General features: G+C 32.9%; 10 protein-coding genes. 2 read left to right on the top strand and 8 right to left on the bottom strand.

Annotated features, from left to right (window positions below; all coding sequences use genetic code 11):
- Nucleotides 1–97: 97 nt before the first annotated feature.
- The 6 genes from QLQ96_RS10290 to QLQ96_RS10265 all read right to left on the bottom strand — a co-directional run bounded on the left by QLQ96_RS10290 (nt 98) and on the right by QLQ96_RS10265 (nt 10,137).
- Nucleotides 98–1,458 (bottom strand): IS3 family transposase gene (locus tag QLQ96_RS10290; protein WP_482493167.1). Its coding sequence is split into 2 segments (ribosomal slippage): nt 98–996 and nt 996–1,458, totalling 1,362 coding nucleotides; the frame shifts between segments, so codons are not numbered across the junction.
- 88 nt (nt 1,459–1,546) lie between these two features.
- The gene (locus tag QLQ96_RS10285) at nt 1,547–3,364 is read right to left on the bottom strand and encodes an alkaline phosphatase (RefSeq protein ID WP_482496574.1); all 1,818 of its coding nucleotides are present in this window, start codon (nt 3,362–3,364) and stop codon (nt 1,547–1,549) included.
- A gap of 183 nt (nt 3,365–3,547) precedes the next feature.
- Complete coding sequence (locus QLQ96_RS10280; protein WP_482496573.1) at nt 3,548–5,083, bottom strand: RagB/SusD family nutrient uptake outer membrane protein; 1,536 nt, start codon at nt 5,081–5,083, stop codon at nt 3,548–3,550.
- 19 nt (nt 5,084–5,102) lie between these two features.
- Nucleotides 5,103–8,474: a TonB-dependent receptor gene (locus tag QLQ96_RS10275; protein ID WP_482496572.1), complete on the bottom strand. Its 3,372-nt coding sequence runs from the start codon at nt 8,472–8,474 to the stop codon at nt 5,103–5,105.
- A gap of 71 nt (nt 8,475–8,545) precedes the next feature.
- A complete protein-coding gene (locus QLQ96_RS10270) occupies nt 8,546–9,466 on the bottom strand; it encodes a FecR family protein (RefSeq protein WP_482496571.1) in 921 nt (306 codons plus the stop codon).
- A gap of 113 nt (nt 9,467–9,579) precedes the next feature.
- Complete coding sequence (locus QLQ96_RS10265; RefSeq protein WP_482496570.1) at nt 9,580–10,137, bottom strand: RNA polymerase sigma-70 factor; 558 nt, start codon at nt 10,135–10,137, stop codon at nt 9,580–9,582.
- Between the two features lie 471 nt (nt 10,138–10,608).
- Here QLQ96_RS10265 and QLQ96_RS10260 point away from each other — a divergent pair, with 471 nt between their 5' ends.
- Entirely contained in the window at nt 10,609–11,529 is a 921-nt protein-coding gene (locus tag QLQ96_RS10260; protein WP_482496569.1) for a bifunctional helix-turn-helix transcriptional regulator/GNAT family N-acetyltransferase, read from the top strand.
- Nucleotides 11,530–11,590: 61 nt separating this feature from the next.
- On the opposite strand, the gene QLQ96_RS10255 is transcribed toward QLQ96_RS10260, so the two are convergent.
- Together QLQ96_RS10255 and QLQ96_RS10250 are read right to left on the bottom strand one after the other, a co-directional pair.
- The gene (locus tag QLQ96_RS10255) at nt 11,591–12,613 is read right to left on the bottom strand and encodes a toxin-antitoxin system YwqK family antitoxin (RefSeq protein WP_482496568.1); all 1,023 of its coding nucleotides are present in this window, start codon (nt 12,611–12,613) and stop codon (nt 11,591–11,593) included.
- Between the two features lie 30 nt (nt 12,614–12,643).
- Nucleotides 12,644–15,649 carry a hypothetical protein gene (locus tag QLQ96_RS10250; protein ID WP_482496567.1) on the bottom strand — a complete coding sequence of 1,002 codons (3,006 nt, stop codon included), beginning with the start codon at nt 15,647–15,649 and terminating at the stop codon, nt 12,644–12,646.
- A 422-nt stretch (nt 15,650–16,071) separates the two neighbouring features.
- Between QLQ96_RS10250 and QLQ96_RS10245 the strand changes: the two genes are divergently transcribed.
- The gene (locus tag QLQ96_RS10245) at nt 16,072–18,114 is read left to right on the top strand and encodes a hypothetical protein (protein WP_482496566.1); all 2,043 of its coding nucleotides are present in this window, start codon (nt 16,072–16,074) and stop codon (nt 18,112–18,114) included.
- The last annotated feature ends 27 nt before the right edge of the window (nt 18,115–18,141 follow it).

The raw sequence follows: 18,141 nt of genomic DNA, 5'->3' as shown, positions 1-18,141 counted from the left end.
GATTATCTAAAAAATTAATGAATTGTAAAATTTATTTCTAAAACTAAAAAAGGAGCTGCCTATTAGACTGCACCCAAAAGTTTAGACGAATTTATAATTAAATTTGATAATAATGAGCTCGATATTGTATCGGGCTCATTCCTTTTAGATTAAGTTTTATTCTGTCATTATTGTAATATTCTATATATTCGATTATTTCCTGTTTTAATTGAGTAACGGAATTGAATTTTTTAAGGTAAAAAAGTTCTGATTTCAATATTCCGAAGAAGTTTTCAATTATTGCGTTGTCAAGACAATTACCTCTTCTAGACATACTTTGCTTAATTCCCTTTTGTTTTAATAAGTGCTGATATTGTTTCATTTGGTACTGCCATCCCTGATCTGAATGCAATATTAAATTAGTCTTATCGGGTATTCTTTCAAAAGATTTTTCAAGCATGGATGCAATTTGATTAAAAACTGGCCTTTCAGATAAATCATAACTGATAATTTCTCCATTAAATAAATCAATTATTGGAGAGAGATATAACTTTTTTCCGGATACATTAAATTCTGTGACATCTGTAGCCCATTTTTGATTAGGCTTTTCTGCCTTAAAATTACGCTTTAATATATTTGGAGCTATTTTCCCATGCTCTCCTTTATATGATTTATATTTTTTAACTCTTATTAAGCTTTTTAAGCCTAAAAGCTTCATTAATCTGAGTACAGTTTTATGATTAATTAAAACGCCTTTATTTTTTATTTCTAAAGTAATGCGCCTGTAGCCAAACCTGCCTTTATGCTGATGGTAAATCTGCTGAATGAGTAATTTTATATCTCTATATTTATCAATTATATGATATTTTTTTTCATAGTAATAATAACTGCTTCGTGCCATATTCATATGGCCCAGCATGATGCCCAGGTCATAATCATGCCTTAATTCTATTATGGCTTGCGCTTTAAATTCTTGATTTCGTCGGCTTGAACTAAGGCATTGAACTTTTTTAAAAGAGCATTTTCACATCTTAATGATTCTATCTCAAGTAAAAGTTCTTCTTCTCTAGTGAGAGGTTTAGCGGATTTCTTTTTGGCTCTTTTGAAAGTCATAGGCTTAGGTCTTCCTTTAGGTTTATTCTGTAAGCCTAAAACTCCTAGTTTTTGATAATTCTTCTGCCATTGAATGATAACGGAACTACTGGGAATATTAAACTCAACACAAGCTTCTTCCAAAGATAGTGACTTATCTATAATTCCCTGCAATACATTTTGTTTGAAATCAACAGAATAGTGTTGATTCTTTCTAGGTAAAAGCCCTTCTTTACCAACCTTTTTGTAAAAACTAATCCATTTGCAGAGATTTGATATTCTTAAATTTTTCTCTTTTGCAACTGAATTAATTGAATAATTCTTTTTTAAAACTTCATTGACACAAAGAAGCTTAAATTCATAACTGTATTTGACTTTTCTTTCCATAAAAATGCCCCCAAATAGTATCTAACTTTTTGGGGGCAGTTCATATTGAGACACTCCTTTTTTAAATTTTTAATCCATTAAAAAGAAATTATTTCCCTCCAATCAACTCCATAATTTTATCATAAATCGCTGTATTCTGATAAACTCCCATAAATTTTTCAGAACCTGGACCGTAAGCAAAAACTGGAACTGGAATTGAAGTATGATCGTTCGTGCTGAAACTTCCATGAACGTAACCTTTTTCAATACTTCCGTCAATTAAAGATAATCCGCCCGTTTCGTGGTCTGCGGTTACAACTAAAAGGGTTTCTGGATTTTTATCTACAAATTCCATTGCCTGACCAACTAATTTATCAAAATCAAGCATTTCTCTCACAACATATTCTACATTGGTTTGGTGCCCACCGTAATCGATTTGAGCACCTTCTGCCATAATAAAAAACGGATTTTTAGTTTTTGCAAAAGTGTTTGTTGCTTTCGCAAAAGATTTAGCTAAGAAATCTCCTCTCCCATTTTTCATAGAAACCACAGCTGCATCTTCTAAAACTACAAATTTGCTATTTTTAATCGTATCTAAACTTGAGAATTTATCCGAGAAAGTATACCCTTTTTCGATTAAAGCTTTAGATAAATCTTTACCATCTTTTCGAGTTGTAAATTCTTTTTCTCCGCCTCCAATTAAAATATCTGACGGATTCGAGAGAAAGTCGTTCGCAATTGGTTCGCTGTAACTTCTATCAGACTGATGCGCATAAAACGCAGCTGGAGTTGCATCTGTAATATTTCCAGCAGAAATAATTGCTGTTTTATAGTTTTTCTTCGCCAATTGTTCTGCAATTGTTGCAAGCGGTTTTCCTTGTTCATCGACACTTATAAAACGATTATTGGTTTTATGTCCCGTTGCCATTGCCGTTCCTCCCGCGGCAGAATCTGTGATATAACTATCTGAAGCTTTTGTAATTGAAAATCCTTGAGTTGGAATATTAAACAAACTCAATTGTCCTTTGTTTGCGGTGTAACCAGAATAGATTTGCGTTAATCCCATTCCGTCTCCAATTAAAAGAATAACATTTTTTGGACGTTTATTCTTGAAACCATTTTTAGGAACATACGCTTGGTGAAATTCTGTATTCTGGTAAAATGTCGTTTTAATGCTATTGATAAATTGAGTCAATTCGGCCACTTTATCCGTTCCGATAAAATCAACTTTTAAGTTCATTAAAGTCATATACGTATTCACGTTGTCTTGCGTAGCCCAGAATCTTATTTTTTTCTTTTGATCGTGGACTTTTTTTATAATTGCCTGAATTTTTTCAATATCTGGCTGCGTCAAGACACCTTTTCCATTCCAAACCGTGATTTCGTGCAAATCTTCACTAATCATTTCAACTCTCGCCAATTGATCTGGAGTATAGTTTTCATTCAACCTTCCATCAAAATAAATAAAGTCTGGATAAGCTGCCCAAAGTGATGGCAAAGGTCTGTTTCCAGAAATAACCACTTTTATATTTTTATTCGAAATAATATCTGGAAAAGCCTTTAATTGTTGCGTAATCGCTTTCAAAGTAGAATCGGCATCTGACTTAATATCAATCATTAAAATCAAAGGTTTATTGCTCGGATAAGCCTTTCCTTCCAACGTTTTTAATTTATTTGAAAGCGGCTCTAAATACATGCTTTTAAGCGTATTGTGAACAGCAATTTCTTTAGAAGTATGTGCCACAAATAATTCGTTATTCACTAAAAAAACATCGGCTTCTATCACGCCTGTTTCGTTAGAATAAGCTCCGTAAAATGGCAGTTTGCTTTCGTAATCGTTATGCGAATGAATATTAGACGAAGTGTATTCTTGCGCTTGTGCGAATAGGCAAAATTGAAGGCAAAAAAGGGTGATTATTTTTTTCATCGAAAATGATTTTTATTCTTTTAAAGCTGTAGGTAACTTTATTAAAAATGAGGTTCTGTAATTTATTAAGTTCTATCTGTGATTCCTCGCTCCTCGGAATGACAAACTTTGCTTTTTTACAACTGCAGTCCCCTGACCGAGACTGCAGCGTAAAAAACTAAAAAAACACAATAAAATTATTTATTACCAGCCTTGGTTTTGAGTCAAAGCTCCTTTGCTTACTGCGATTTCATCTGGCGGTATTGGCCAAACATGGTGAATAGCAGGATTAAAATTACGAGCAGGATAAATTACGCTTCCATCATAATGGTGCAATGGTTTTGCGTACGTTTCTTTTGCATCTCCCCAACGCACTAAATCAAAATGACGGTCGGTCCACTCTCCTGCTAACTCGCATCTTCTTTCTCTTTTCAAATCGGCTATTGTTGCTCCAGAAATATCGGTAAGACCTGCACGGTGGCGAATCATATTGATTTCAGCATCTGCATTTTGACCTTTCATTAATTTCGCTTCCGCTAACATTAAAATGACATCTGCATATCTTAAAAGAGGAACATTTAAAGCTGTTGAAGGTTTGTCTCCGTTTGCATTTACATAACGAATATCAACTCCGCCAGAACCAGTTTTTGGATAACTGAACGGCTCCATATATTTTTTAAACTGATAACCTGTTCTGTTACTTGAACTTACTACGTGATTTCCTTCGTTAAAAGTTGCTGTTTCTCCAAAATAAACAAATTTGTCTCCTTTTTGTAAAATCGTAGCGCTTCGCCTTTTATCATTTGCAGCGTAAGTATCAAATAATTCTTTTGTCGGATAAAAATTTCCCCAACCATTGTAAACTCCCCAACCTTTATCTTCTAAACAAACTCCTGGAAAAATAGAACCTAAAGAAGTATTTTCTGCACTAGAAGTTACAGCCCAAATATATTCTGAAGACCAATTATTGCTGATTTTAAATACATCTTCAAAATTTTCTAATAATTTGTGTTTTCCGCTAGCCACAATCATATTGGCATATTTAATGGCATTGTCCCAATCTTTTGCATACAAATAAGTACGCACCAAATAAGCCCAAGCTGCAGTTTTGTGAGCGCGTCCGTAATTGTCTGGAGTAAGCTGATCAAAGTATGGCAATAAATCTGCCGCTTTGATTAAATCTGCTGCGATGTAAGCATAATTCTCCGCTACATTTTTAGCGCGAGGCACATACACATTTGTTGGATTTTCTCTGTCTTGAATCGGAATTCCCGCACGATCATCTCCATAATGGTAAGCCAATTCTAAGTGCATTACTGCATGATTAAAATAAGCTTCTCCCAACATTCCGTTTTTTGTGCTTTCGTCTAATTTAATATTTGGAATATTACGAATTACGTCATTACAACGTTTCATAATTTCGTAGTGAATTCTCCAGATATCTTTTGTATCTGATTCTGATCCATCCACAATAAAATTTTTGATTCTTTCTGCGTTTTGTCTTGGTTTTGTTCCAATATCATCGCTGGCATTATTTAGCCAAAAGAAACCGCGACCGTACATATTATCATCAGAATATAACGCATAAATTGCATTTACTCCTGCTTTTGCATCTGCTGGCGTTTTCCAGAAATTACCGCTTGAAGGAGCTCCCTGCGGAATCACATCAAGTTCGCTTTCACAAGCTGAAAATCCAGCTAAAAGCACGAAACTCAATAATAAAAGACTTATTTTTTTCATTTTAATTGTTTTTTATTTTTTAAAAAGTTGCGTTAATACCTGTCATATAAATACGAGAAAGCGGATAACGACCTAAATCCATTCCGAAATTTCTAAGTCCAACTTCAGGATCCATTCCAGAATATTTCGTGATTGTAAATAAGTTTTGTCCCGAAATAAAGAATCTCAATTTCGCTTTTCCGTTCAACCAGCTTTCTTTAACTGTATATCCAATCGAAACGTTTTTCAATCTTAAGAAAGAAGCGTCTTCGATAAAAAGATTCGAAATGCGTCCGAAATTATTATTGTTATCTGTTGATGAAAGAACTGGAACATTTGTATCCGTATTTGTTGGAGTCCAAGCATCTTTTGATTCAGCCAACAAGTTGTAACCTGGGAAAGAAGCATTTAAACCTGTATGTTTTACAGCGTTGAAAACGCTATTTCCTGCAGCACCCGTGAAGAAAATATTCATATCAAATCCTTTGTATCTGAAATTAGCATTCAAACTATACGTTGTTTTTGGGAAAGGACTTCCTAAAACTACTCTATCGCTGTTATTGATAACTCCATCTCCGTTTTCATCTTTAAATTTAATATCACCAGCAACCGCATTTGGCTGATACATAACACCATCTTTATTTACAAAAGCTTTCACCTCATCATTGCTTTGAAATAATCCGTCTGTCTGGTATCCGTAGAAAGCACCAACTGGGCTTCCAACTTGGTAAATATTCGCTAAAGGCAAACTACGAACTCGGCTTAAGCCTAGAGGTTCTAATGAATTTAAATCGTCTTTAATAGAAACAATTTTATTGCTTAAAAACCCAGCATTTGCCGTTACATCAAATTTAAATTCACCACGAGTTTTTTGGTACGTTAAACTTACCTCGATTCCTTTGTTTTCAACATCTCCAGAGTTAACGATTCTTCCTTGCGGTGTTCCTGAAACTCCAGGCAATTGATCACGAACCAACATGTCTTTGTTTTTCTTCACGTAAGCATCAACAGATCCTACCAAAGTATTGTTTAGCATTGAAAAATCTAAACCAATATTAGTCTGTTCAGAACTTTCCCATTTTAAATTTGGGTTTGACAATTCGCTTTCCGCATAACCATAATTGATTGATGGCACTGCTCCAATTAAAGCTTGAGTTTGAACCAAAGGCACACTAAATTGGTATGGCCCAAGGTTTCCTAAGTTTCCAATTTGTCCCCAGCTTGCGCGAAGTTTTAAATTGCTGATGATTGGCTCGATTCCTTTCATGAAATTTTCTTCAGAAATCAACCAACCTGCAGAAACTGAAGGATATACTTTCCAACGGTTATTTTCTAATAATTTTGAAGTTCCGTCACGACGAACAATTCCTGAGATTAAATATTTCTGATTGAAATCGTAATTGATTCTTCCCACATAAGACGAAATAATTTCATCTGATTTTCCCGCTGCCGTTTGCTGAATCAATTTTGCATTCAACAAATAACGCTGCGATGGATCTTCGTTATCAAAACCAGTTCCTTCAATGGTGTAGAAATCTCTTTTAGTTTCTTGGTACGTATATCCAGCCAAAGCTTTCAGATTGTGTTTCCCTAATGATTTCTCATAAGAAATAGTCTGTTCGCTTAATAAATCTGTAGTTGTTATATTTTTAAGAGTCAATCTGTTGAAATCGAAGATTTTTCCAGGCTCTGTAACTTTTACCGTAAAATCATTTGCATTATCCTGAATTCTAGTGTAACCCCAGTTAGATTTCACTTTTAAACCTGGAACAATTTCCCATTCTGCGTAAGGATTGATCAAAATCGTAGAAATTGGATTTTCATTATCTAATCTTTTCAAATACGCCACCGGATTTATAACGTCTCCGTAAGAACCAATATATTTTTCTGGAACTCCACCAAATTGTCCAGAACCATCTTCTCTATAAATCGTAGCATTTGGCGGATACAAAATTGCCGCTTGAATTGCTCCTGTGTACGAACTTGAAGTGTTAGCCGTTTGACCATTTGTTAAGGAGTACGAAATATTTTCTCCAATTGTAAAATTATCAGCTAATTTGAAAGAAGAATTTGCTCTTACTGTATAACGTTCTCCATACGTATTTAACAAAATACCTTCGTTTTTTCTATAACTTCCAGAAAGAAAGAAATTAGATTTTTCTGTTTTTCCGTTTATCGAAAGTGATAAATCTTGAATTTCTCCTGTACGGAAAATTTCATCCATCCAGTTTGTTTTTGTTGTTCTTGCTGTTGGTTCATAAGCAGGATCAAAAGCAGGAATTCTTGGCAAACCAGCGTTATCTCTTGCAATATTCATTGCATCAGCATATTCTGCGGCGTTTAAAACTTCTAATTTTTTGGCTACATTTTGAAAACCTCCTTGATAGTTTACATTCACATTAATTTTATCCGAAACTCCTTTTTTAGACGTAATTAAAATTACCCCACCAGAAGCTCTCGCACCATAAATTGCCGCAGAAGCCGCGTCTTTCAAAACGTTAATCGAAGCAATATCATTTGGATTTATTGTATTTAAAGAACCGCTGTAAATAATTCCGTCTAAAACGATTAAAGGCGTTTCAGCATTCAAAGATCCAATACCACGAATGTTGATTGTAGGAGAAGCAGTTGGATCACCACCATCGTTGATTACCGTAACTCCGGCAACAGTTCCTTGCAATAATTCAGCAGCATTGTTGTATGTTCTGCTTGAAGTTTCTTTCATAGAAACAGAACCAACCGCTCCTAAAACTTCATTCTTTTTCACACTTCCGTACCCCATTACCACAACTTCCTGAAGCTGTTTTACATCGGCAGCTAATTTTACTATAATGTTTTGCGAACTTGTTACTTTTACTTCTTGCGTTATATAACCTACGTAAGAAAAAATAAGCGTCGCTTCAGAAGCATTTACTTCTAATTTAAATGTTCCGTCAAAATCTGTTGCTGTTGCTGCATCAGAGAATTTATCTTTAATTCCGACACCTGGCAAAGGCATATTATCATCTCCGCCAAAAACAGTTCCCGAAATAGTAATTTTGTTCTCTGCAAGTTTCTGATTTTTCTTGATTACGATATTGTTGCTAACGATCTCATATTTAAGAGCGTTCCCGCAAATTTTATCCAACGCTTGTTCTAGCGGTACATTACTCAATTTTAAACTTAATTTTTGATTGGCGTTTACTTGGTTGCTTTCATACATAAAATGCACATCAACCTGATTTTCAATTTTTTGAAATATATTTTTTATACTTTCATTATCAACTTTTAAAGTCACTCTTTTGTTAATGTCAACATTCCCGGCTTGTACTGTTAATGCAGCAAAAAACAAAGTCATAAACAGGAATAATTTTGTTCCCATTGTCCTTATGCTCTGACTTTTTGCGGCATACCGCATTTGTTTTTCATTCATAGTTTTTAGATTTAGTGTAATTGTTTTGTTTATAGTTTGCTACGTAGTTTTTATTTTTATTGTTTAAAGAATTATTCGATTTTGTAAACTCCAGAATCCATTTTGTATTGAGCGTTGATGATATTGCACACCAAACCAATTACCTGATCAGCAGGCAATTCTTTAAAATAGGCGCTAATCTTTAAATCGTTTAAATTCTTGTTTCTGACTTCAATCGAAACATTATAATTGCGGTTGATTGTGGCGACAACTTCTGGCAGAGGCGTTTCTTCAAAAACCATAATATTTTTTCGCCATAGCGAAATTGTGTTTACTGGAACGTCCTTAAAAGCCTGAAGTTTATTATCATGAGATTTAAAAACCGCTTTTTGTCCTGGAGTTACATACACATTTTCATCTGTAACGGTCGATTTTACGTTTACTCTTCCGGTTGCCACCGAAACTTCTTGTGTGGTTTGATCCGGATATGCTTGAACATTAAAACTGGTTCCAAGAACTTTGGTATCCATTTTATTGGTATGAATGATAAATGGATGTTTTTTGTCTTTGGCTACATCAAAAAAAGCTTCTCCGCTTAAATACACTTCTCTAGTATCTCCTTTAAACTCTTTTGGATATTTAAGAACACTTCCTGCATTTAACCATATTTGTGTTCCGTCACTTAGTTTAATCTGAGCATGTTCGCCTAGTTTTACTGCAAACTGTTTGCTTTCAACCGTATTTGATCTTTGATAAAAAAACACCGATAATCCGATCAAGAAAACCAAAGAAGCCGCCACAGCCCAATTTTTATATGGAAGAGAAATAACTTTATTAGTATTCTTTATTTGTCTTAATTCTTTTTTCAGTTTTGATCGGTCCGATTGAACGACTTCCATATTATCAAAAAAATCATCTGTAAGATCGTACCATTTATTCCACATTTCTTGTCCTTTCGGAGAATACTTTCCTTCTAAAAAATTTTTGATTTCGTTATTTGAATTTTCAGGCATTATAATTTCTTTATGTCTTTAATAGTATGTCTTGGGAATTGTAATTTTAGGTAGGCGCAAAAGGTTACGCTTCTGTTAAGAAAAAAGCTGAATTCTTAATCTGAAGTTTACTTTTAATTGAATTCGCCCAAATACGTGCGCATGAATTTCAGCGAATACGTAATATGATATTTTACGGTTTCGATCGAAACATTCAATTCTTCGGCGATTTCTTTATTGGTGTAATGTTTTACTCGGCTCAGAATAAAAACCTCTTTTGATTTTTTTGGAAGTAAATCTGCAGCTTTGTCAACCGCTTTTTGCAATTCATCGTAATAAATAGAATCTTCGATTGCATTATAACTGGGTTGCGAAACCGTATTTTTTTCTAAAACTTCTTGAATGTATTGATCCGTAACTTCATGCGATTTGATATAATCTAAAGTCATGTAGCGAACCGAAGTGTAGATATAAGCCGCAAAACTTTTCTGGATTACAATTGTTTTGCGTCTTTCCCAAATAGAGGTAAAAACTTCCTGCACAATTTCTTCTGAAATAGCGATTGATTTCATTCGGAGATATACAAATCGAACAAGCAGATCTCGATATCGGAAATAAAGTTCATCAAAAGCTTTATCCTTGCCAGATTTTAATAATTCGACAAGTTCTTCGTCTGTAAACTTCTTATACATGATTCATTATTTTATGATTAATCAAATGAAAAGTGTGAGCCAAAGCACTTTTTCTGATTTTGTTTTGATAATGATCTTGCTGTTTTAAAAATAGCATATACAAAGTATTGGGTTCTTCTTATATGTCTCCAAAATTAAAACTGAGGGTAGGTCGATCAGGTTACGTTTACATTAATAAACTCCCTCTAAAACGAAACATATTATTAACATTTGAAGTCAAAAAAAGCTGTAAAATAGAACTTTGGAGTATTTGGAGTCAAAAATGAAAACCGCAGTTTCATATAACAATCTTTATCTTATAAAAAGTAGAATTAAGCCGAAAAATCGCTTAACAAATAATTAATAAAAATGCCTCGACATGAGTTTTAATCTCGTCAAAATTCTTTATTGAAAAAATAAAATTTCAAAAACTAGTTGACAAAAGCAACTAATTTTATATATTTGTACCTCAACAATACAATATTTCCAATTATGAATACTACAACTTCAAAAATTAGAAGTTTCAACAGATTTTATACAGCGCATTTAGATATTTTAAGTCAGCATTATTTGGATAGTGAATATTCTTTAACGGAGATACGAATCTTATATGAAATCAGCGAAAGCAAAATAATAACGGCTCAGAAAATCACAGAAATTTTAAATCTGGATAAAGGCTATTTAAGCCGAATTTTAAAGCGTTTTTTAAAGGAAAATTTAATCGAAAAAGTAACTTCTACAGAAGATAAACGCGCTTTCAACATTAAACTGACAAATTATGGAAACGAATTGTTAAGTGTTTTAAATGATAAATCTGAAAACAAAATTGAAGGTAAAATCGAAAAACTGAATTCTGCTGAAAAAGAGATTTTAGTCGATTCGATGAACACGGTTAGAAATCTGCTGACAGAAAATAAAATAGCGCGAGAAGATATTACGTATCGCCATGAAATTACGCCAGGTGATATCGGTTACATTATCCATCTGCACGGCGCGATCTACGGAAAAGAGTATAATTTCTCCACTGATTTTGAAAAATATGTCATCAAGACTTTTTACGATTTCTTAGAAAAATATTCCCTAGAAAATGACCGAATCTGGATGGCAGAATACAATAATAAAATTGTGGGTTGTGTTGCGATTATCCACCAGCCTAACGAAGAAGCACAACTAAGATGGTTTCTTCTCGACCCCGCTTTTAGAGGATTAGGAATTGGTAAAAAACTCTTAACTGGTGCGTTAGATTTCTGTAAAGAAAAGAAGTTCAAAAATGTTTATCTGCTTACTACAAACTTGCAAGATAAAGCGCTTCAGATGTATAAAATGATGGGATTTGAACTGACGAAATCTGAAGAAGTTGAGGAATGGGGGAAGATTTTTTATGAGGAGAGGTATGATCTTAAATTGAATTAAAAAAATAAACCTCCAAAATCTGGTGGATTTTGGAGGTTATCACTATTTGGCCTTTATGATTTTATTTTACAGAGCTCCTGGCTACTACTTCTCTTTTGTTCTTTAATGAAGCCTTATGGTCATTATAGTACTTATCTTCTTTTTTAATAAGTTCTTCACGTTGAGAAATAACACTTTGCTTATCCTTATTTTCACTCCATGTTAAATATATACTGTCATATGCCTTTTCTCTAGAAGGAAATTCTTTAGTCCGAATTAGTTTTCCATCAACATCATAGTATTTCCAGATTCCTCTTTTTTGGGTTATATAATATTTAGAACTAAAATTTTGAGATATTTCATTTAATCCTGCTTTTTCTATATTGATCTGAATTCCTTGCTCTTTTAATTTTCCATTCTCATGATAATATTCCCACGTTCCCACTTTTAAACTGTCCTGAAATGCTCCTAATTCTTTCAAATGGCCATTCTTGTAATAATTTTTCCAAATACCTATCTTTTTATTCGATGAATACCCTCCTTCCGATTCTAACTCTCCTGTAGGATAAAAATGTTTCCAATCATAATTCTTAGCCTCATCTTCTATGATTCCAATCGCTTTGATGATCTTGTTATTAGGATAATAAAAAGTGTCTTTATCTTTTAGATAGGCTTTCCTTTCTGCTTCTATTTTCTTCCTTTCCGTTCTTACTTCTTCTACATCTTCTTCTTTTATATAATCTGCATTATTACTTCCGTCTGGGGTAATATCAAGTCTTGACCCACATATCCAAAAAATCTGATTACCAAGTGTACTGCCAAATTCTACTTTTCCCATACCAGATATAATTTCTAAATATTCCTGACTGTATTCTTCCCAGTTTAGAATATGAATTTTATTGTCTTCTCTTGTCCAGTTACCTGAATGACTTCTTTCGACTGTATCCTTTTTATAATAATGATAAAAAGTACCGTCAGCTTTAAAATCTACATAATGTACCGCTTTATCATCTTCGATATTATAGTATTTCCCTAAAACTTCTTTTTGGCAAGAAGTAAATCCGTAAACTATAACTAAAAAAAACAGGGCTATTCTTATTTTCATTTGTTTTAATTTTCCTGCAATATACTACTTTTATGGAAGCTCAAAAGTAAAATAAATCCTTTGTTTGATCGTTGACAGTTTGGCTTCTGCTCCTCCTTCATTGTTCCTTTTTATATCACCTGCCAAATGAAGTATAAAGGATCTTCTTCCTGTTTGGTTAAAGACATATCCTTCAATTTTTTTGTTTCGAATACGTACTAAGGCAAAAGCTCCACCAATAAATATTTGTGCTAAATTCGAGTCTAAATGTTTATCTATAGATTCAATAGCATATTTTAAAGTTGGACTGAACTCTAAATCAATTTTCAAATCTTTACTATCAGGTTTATTTTCAAAATTATAATTGGTTTGTCGCAATAATTTTAGAGTCTCATCCATAATTTCTTCCATCATTCTCCCTTTTAAGAGCTGTTGCGCAAATTTATGCTGATGGTAATCAAAATTACGGATTTCTGGTCCCTCACCCATTGCGAATTCATACAAGAGAATCGCGACTGTTTCTTCGTAACTTTTTTCAAATGACATCTCTTTTTTGCCATCTTTAAGTTTTCCAACTCCAGGATAAATGCGTTCTGCCGTTTTAACCAAAGCATTTACAGCAATTTTATCTGGCAATCCTTTGCCTTCTTCTTTCACTACTTCTACTGTTTTTTGAATCTCTTTCGCCATCTTTTTTCTTAATTTTTCACTTATTTCATGAATTTCAATCATATCATTAAATAAGTTTTCCACTAAATCAGCATAATCTTGATCCTCTTTTTCTTTACTTTTTGTTATTTCTAATTCATTTTTTAGGAACTCATAAAGTTCTTTCAAATCTTTATAAAGTATTTTATCAATAGCAAACGCTGATTCTGAAACTTGTTCTCCAATGTCTGATAATGATTTTTTGATCTGTCTCTTTATAACATTTATAGATTTTTCAATTTCTTCTTTAACAGATTCTTTTACATCATTTTTAACTTTATCAAGTTCTTTATTATTGGCTGTACCATTATTAATATTTCTCTTTATTCTCTCTAATCGTTCTAGTAATTTATACTCTTTTAGATGTTTTGCTTTTTCCTTTGTGGCATTTTCCTGATTAATTTTAAAGTACTCTACTGTTTCTGCATTATAACTTTGAGGATGTTTGATGATTTTATCAAAATTTTCGGCTTTAAAAGTATCGCTGAGTTTTAGATAATACAACTCTTTTACCATGACTTGACCCAATTTCACTCTGTCCTCGTATTGAGCGAAATTGAAGGTTATTTTTCCATTTATAGTAAAATATTTCTGCATGATATCTTCCATAATATCAGGAGCCATCCAGAGAGTAAAGTTATTATTGATTTCTTTTATAATTTTATCTAGCTCTTCATTACCCGTAAGGCCCGATGCTTCTTGCAATGATTTTTTCATTAGATCAATATCCAAATCTCTAAAGGACGAATTTATATAATCCTGTACCATAGATTGTTCAAACTCTACTAATTTGAAATCCAGTTCTTGTTTAGATAAATTTTTAAAACTTTGTTTATTTCCTTTTGCATCAATAAACTCACCGCTCAATTTTCCCTCCCCTTCTAAAAGTAACTTTACATTATTCATGTTATCAGCAAACAAATATCTATTACCTCCTTTCAAAAATTCATCACTCTCATCAGATAAAAACCAAACATTAGGCATTTCGGCCGATCCTAGTGCTAATTCGCCATCTAATGCGCTTTTGATAGATCCTATCGTTACTTGGGCTGCAGCATCAAACCATTCTGATATAATTTCCTTGGTTTTTAAATAAGCATCGACAAATTGGTAGTAGGCATGGCGTTGTGCAATTGTATTATAAAAATAATGTTGTGCGTTCAGGGTATTATATATTGAAGCTTTCCAAAAGGTAGAACCTTCTTTATCAGCATTTTTAATTCGATCATAATCATACCATTCACCCTCTTTTAAAACTGGATAATTCCCTAGCCAATCGCTACTTTTTTCGCCTTTCGCATATTTAATTTTAATTTCATTTAGCAATGTTCCTGACCATATATAATAAATGTCTTCTACCCCAAGATTTGGATACATTTTTTGAGGAGTCAAATTTGGATATATAACTTTTTTTGTCTGGATCGTAATTTTAGCAGGAAGATCAGGAAAAACTGATTTTAGCAATACGAAAAGCTCATCGTGTTCTACAAAAAGCTTATTGATATCGATATCCATCTTTTTAATCTCCGAAATCATTTTTTTACAATAATCTTTAATACGGAGATTGTCATTTTCTTTTGATAATTCTAATAATTTTAAAATCATTAATTCCTTAATCTCTTCCCAGTTTACATTATTCAATTCAGATTCTCCCATTGTAGGAAGATGCCATTTTTGAAGTTCAAAATACATTTGCGTAAATAACATTTCATTTGATTTCCCATCAAAATCTGCTGCCGTTGCTCCTTCATCAAAAGCTTTACTAATACGTGTCCAATATTGAATAGCCTCAACATTCTTTGCTTCTTTTGCCTGATCTAATTTCTTTTTAATTTCAGCTTTTACAAGCTCAACAGAAGGCTCATTATACTCATTTTGAAATATTTGCGGCACAGACAACATTTGCTTTGCATCTACACTTTCATAGATCTTACTTAGAGAACTATCCAGAATATTGTTGTCTGCTTTCGAAACCGGAAGAGTATTGTTTCCTGAAGTGAAAGAACTCATAATTGTGCCTTCAGTTATATCAGTAATGCCTCCTCCGATTGAAGCATTCAATGTTGATGATTTTAGTAAATAAGCCTCTGGAGCCGAAGAAGTAGTGTCAAACGATTTAGCCGTTTTAATTGCAACATTGTTATCGAAAACGCCTTCTTCGGCCGAGTCTATACTATTATTGGCAGTTTTCTGCTCTTGCCAAATTTGTACGATATCTTTTTGCTGGTTCATTTCTTTTGAAACCTCAGCCAGCTCTTTTATAATAGCTTTAGTTAAACCTTCTGGCGTTTCATTAGAAGTACTATTTTTTATTAAAAGATTGAAATTGTGAACTGTATTTTTATTCATGATGAAGCTGTTTTTCTGATGGCAAAAATACATTCACTATTTATCATTTTAAAAATTCAAACCCTTTGGATTCAGTAGTTTCAGCAAATTATCTTTCTACTGAAACTACAGAAACAGGTTAGTCTTTTTTAATCAAAAACATGCTCCTTTTCTTACTTTTGCTTCTTCCGAAAAACGAATAGTCCACTGCTTTTTATTGCAGTTCTCCCTTTACATAAAAAATACCACTCGCCTTTTATTATTAATCAATTTAAAATAGCCGTTATGGATTTTTTATTCTCAAAAGGCATTCGAAAAATGCCTAAAATTCCCGACAAGGGTAATTCTCCTTTTATAGTTTCATTTAATCTTTCATCTAGAAGTTTTTACGCTATTCTAAATGAAAACTATTTTTTTTTTAAACTTCACTAAAAACAAAAAACATGGCAATTCAAACATTAAATACTATAAAAAGCTGGTTTAAAACCGGTTTAAAACCTTCACAAAATCAATTTTGGAACACTTGGGATTCTTTCAGACATAAATGGGAAAAAGTTCCTTTAGAAGATATTGAAGAACTTGAATCGACACTAGATGCAAAAGCTGAAAAATCAGAGTTAGACAAACATAAAAATGATAAAAATGCTCACTCTGAAATTCTTGCCAATAAAGAAGATAAATCTCAAAAAGGTTTAGCTGAAGGTTATGTTCCGTTAGATGAATTTTCGAAAATTGCACATCAATATTTAGACATAATCAATAACCTGAAAGCAGGAGGCTCAACTTCTTTATTATCAGCCGAACAGGGACTTGTTTTACAAAACCAAATAGACCATATCGTCTCATTATTGTCATCTGACAATGTTGAGATGAATACTCTTCAGAAAATTGCAGACGTTATTAAGCTGATACAAATATCATTAAACACCATTTTAATAAATAATCTTACTACTGGCGGAACAACCAAAGCTTTAACCGCAGAAATGGGGAAACTGTTAGAAACGAAAAAAGAAGACAAATCGCAAAAAGGTGTCAGCGGAGGCTACGTTCCATTAAATGACGTGGCAAAAATTACAAGCCAATATTTATCACTAGTAAATGATTTAATAACAGGCGGAACCGAATCTATTCTAAGCGCTGAACAAGGTAAAATTTTACAAGATCAGATAAACGGAATTAATACTATACTTCAATCTGATAATGTAGACCTTGACACTATTCAGGAAATTGTAGATGCTATTGAGCAAGTGCAAATTTCGCTAAATACTATTTTAGTGAATGATCTTACTACTGGCGGAACAACCAAAGCCTTAACCTCAGAAATGGGAAAAAAACTGAATGAAATTAAGCTGAGTGCCACAATTGCAACTGATACTGAAACTCAAATAACATCAATGGTTACAGAAGATAATAAAGTTGTTAGCCGTTCTAAGTTGTTTAATTGGTGGGAAAACTTAAAGACTAAAGTTCAAACAATTTCTGCTGTTTGGAATTTTAAACTTGGAATAAAAGTAAACAATAGTACTGGAAATTACATTTTTACAACACAAATTTTAGAAGATAAAATTATTACTCAATTAACAAGCGCTGGATTAGGCAATTATAAGACAGAATTGTCATGGGAATACATTAAATGGTTTATGCCTAACGGATATTATACATGTATTTATCCTAGCTCAAGCATAACGCAAAATAACACTTTGAAATGGCCTAATAAATCTGGTACAATTGCATTAACAAATGATCCTATTATTGTTCCGACAGGCTCTTTAACTGCTACATACCAAGATGGTGCAATCGAACGTGACGTTAATGGAAAATTATGGTCAACACATAATGGAAAAAAATATAGTCTTTTAGAAGATGATGGGAGAGTATTATTAATGGTTTACAATTCTCCTTCCAATATTGTGTCTGAAGTATATTCTGGAATAAATGCTTCAAATGCAGCACAAACAGCAGTAAGTCAAATTGGCGCTTTTCCTAATTCTGGCTTATTATCTATCAATATGTTTAACCGCATTAATTTAAGTAAAAATTCTTCTGGCACTGTAATGCCAAACGGAGTAAAATTAGAGGTTTCAATGCAGATAAATAATGGTTTTTTCTATAAAACCATAGGAGGACCAAGATGGAGTCAATTAAAGATATATGAAAAAAGCAATTTAACTATTCCTAATGGAAGCAATAACACAACCTATTATGACAATGTTTTTTCAGAAATTATAGAAACTAGTTTACAATCTTGGTCAGGTATAACTCTTCCATTAAAAATTGACAATGGTTCTAGTGTAATAACAGAATACATTGACTATTCGATTACTAATTCGAATAATGATGCTCCGTTACCAGTATCACAAGCTTCTTTCAATTTCATATTCACTATGAGCTTGGGATATTCTGATAGTACTAATGCTAATGGTCAAAACGTATCATGGAAAATTACAAATTCAAATAAGGCGATTTATGTCCAAAAAATTAGATAATATCAAATCACTATCATAAAAAAACTT

The organism is Flavobacterium sp. B167r (assembly GCF_056824315.1).
The sequence above is the reverse complement of the archived record's forward strand: the minus strand, read 5'-3'. Positions and strand labels throughout refer to the sequence as shown.

What these genes read in the sequence shown, in the direction of transcription:
- QLQ96_RS10280 (WP_482496573.1), bottom strand. Translation starts at nt 5,083, where the DNA reads ATGAAAAAAATAAGTCTTTTATTATTGAGTTTCGTGCTTTTAGCTGGA.
- QLQ96_RS10270 (WP_482496571.1), bottom strand. Translation starts at nt 9,466, where the DNA reads ATGCCTGAAAATTCAAATAACGAAATCAAAAATTTTTTAGAAGGAAAG.
- QLQ96_RS10285 (WP_482496574.1), bottom strand. Translation starts at nt 3,364, where the DNA reads ATGAAAAAAATAATCACCCTTTTTTGCCTTCAATTTTGCCTATTCGCA.
- QLQ96_RS10250 (WP_482496567.1), bottom strand. Translation starts at nt 15,649, where the DNA reads ATGAATAAAAATACAGTTCACAATTTCAATCTTTTAATAAAAAATAGT.
- QLQ96_RS10255 (WP_482496568.1), bottom strand. Translation starts at nt 12,613, where the DNA reads ATGAAAATAAGAATAGCCCTGTTTTTTTTAGTTATAGTTTACGGATTT.
- QLQ96_RS10275 (WP_482496572.1), bottom strand. Translation starts at nt 8,474, where the DNA reads ATGAATGAAAAACAAATGCGGTATGCCGCAAAAAGTCAGAGCATAAGG.
- QLQ96_RS10265 (WP_482496570.1), bottom strand. Translation starts at nt 10,137, where the DNA reads ATGTATAAGAAGTTTACAGACGAAGAACTTGTCGAATTATTAAAATCT.
- QLQ96_RS10245 (WP_482496566.1), top strand. Translation starts at nt 16,072, where the DNA reads ATGGCAATTCAAACATTAAATACTATAAAAAGCTGGTTTAAAACCGGT.
- QLQ96_RS10260 (WP_482496569.1), top strand. Translation starts at nt 10,609, where the DNA reads ATGAATACTACAACTTCAAAAATTAGAAGTTTCAACAGATTTTATACA.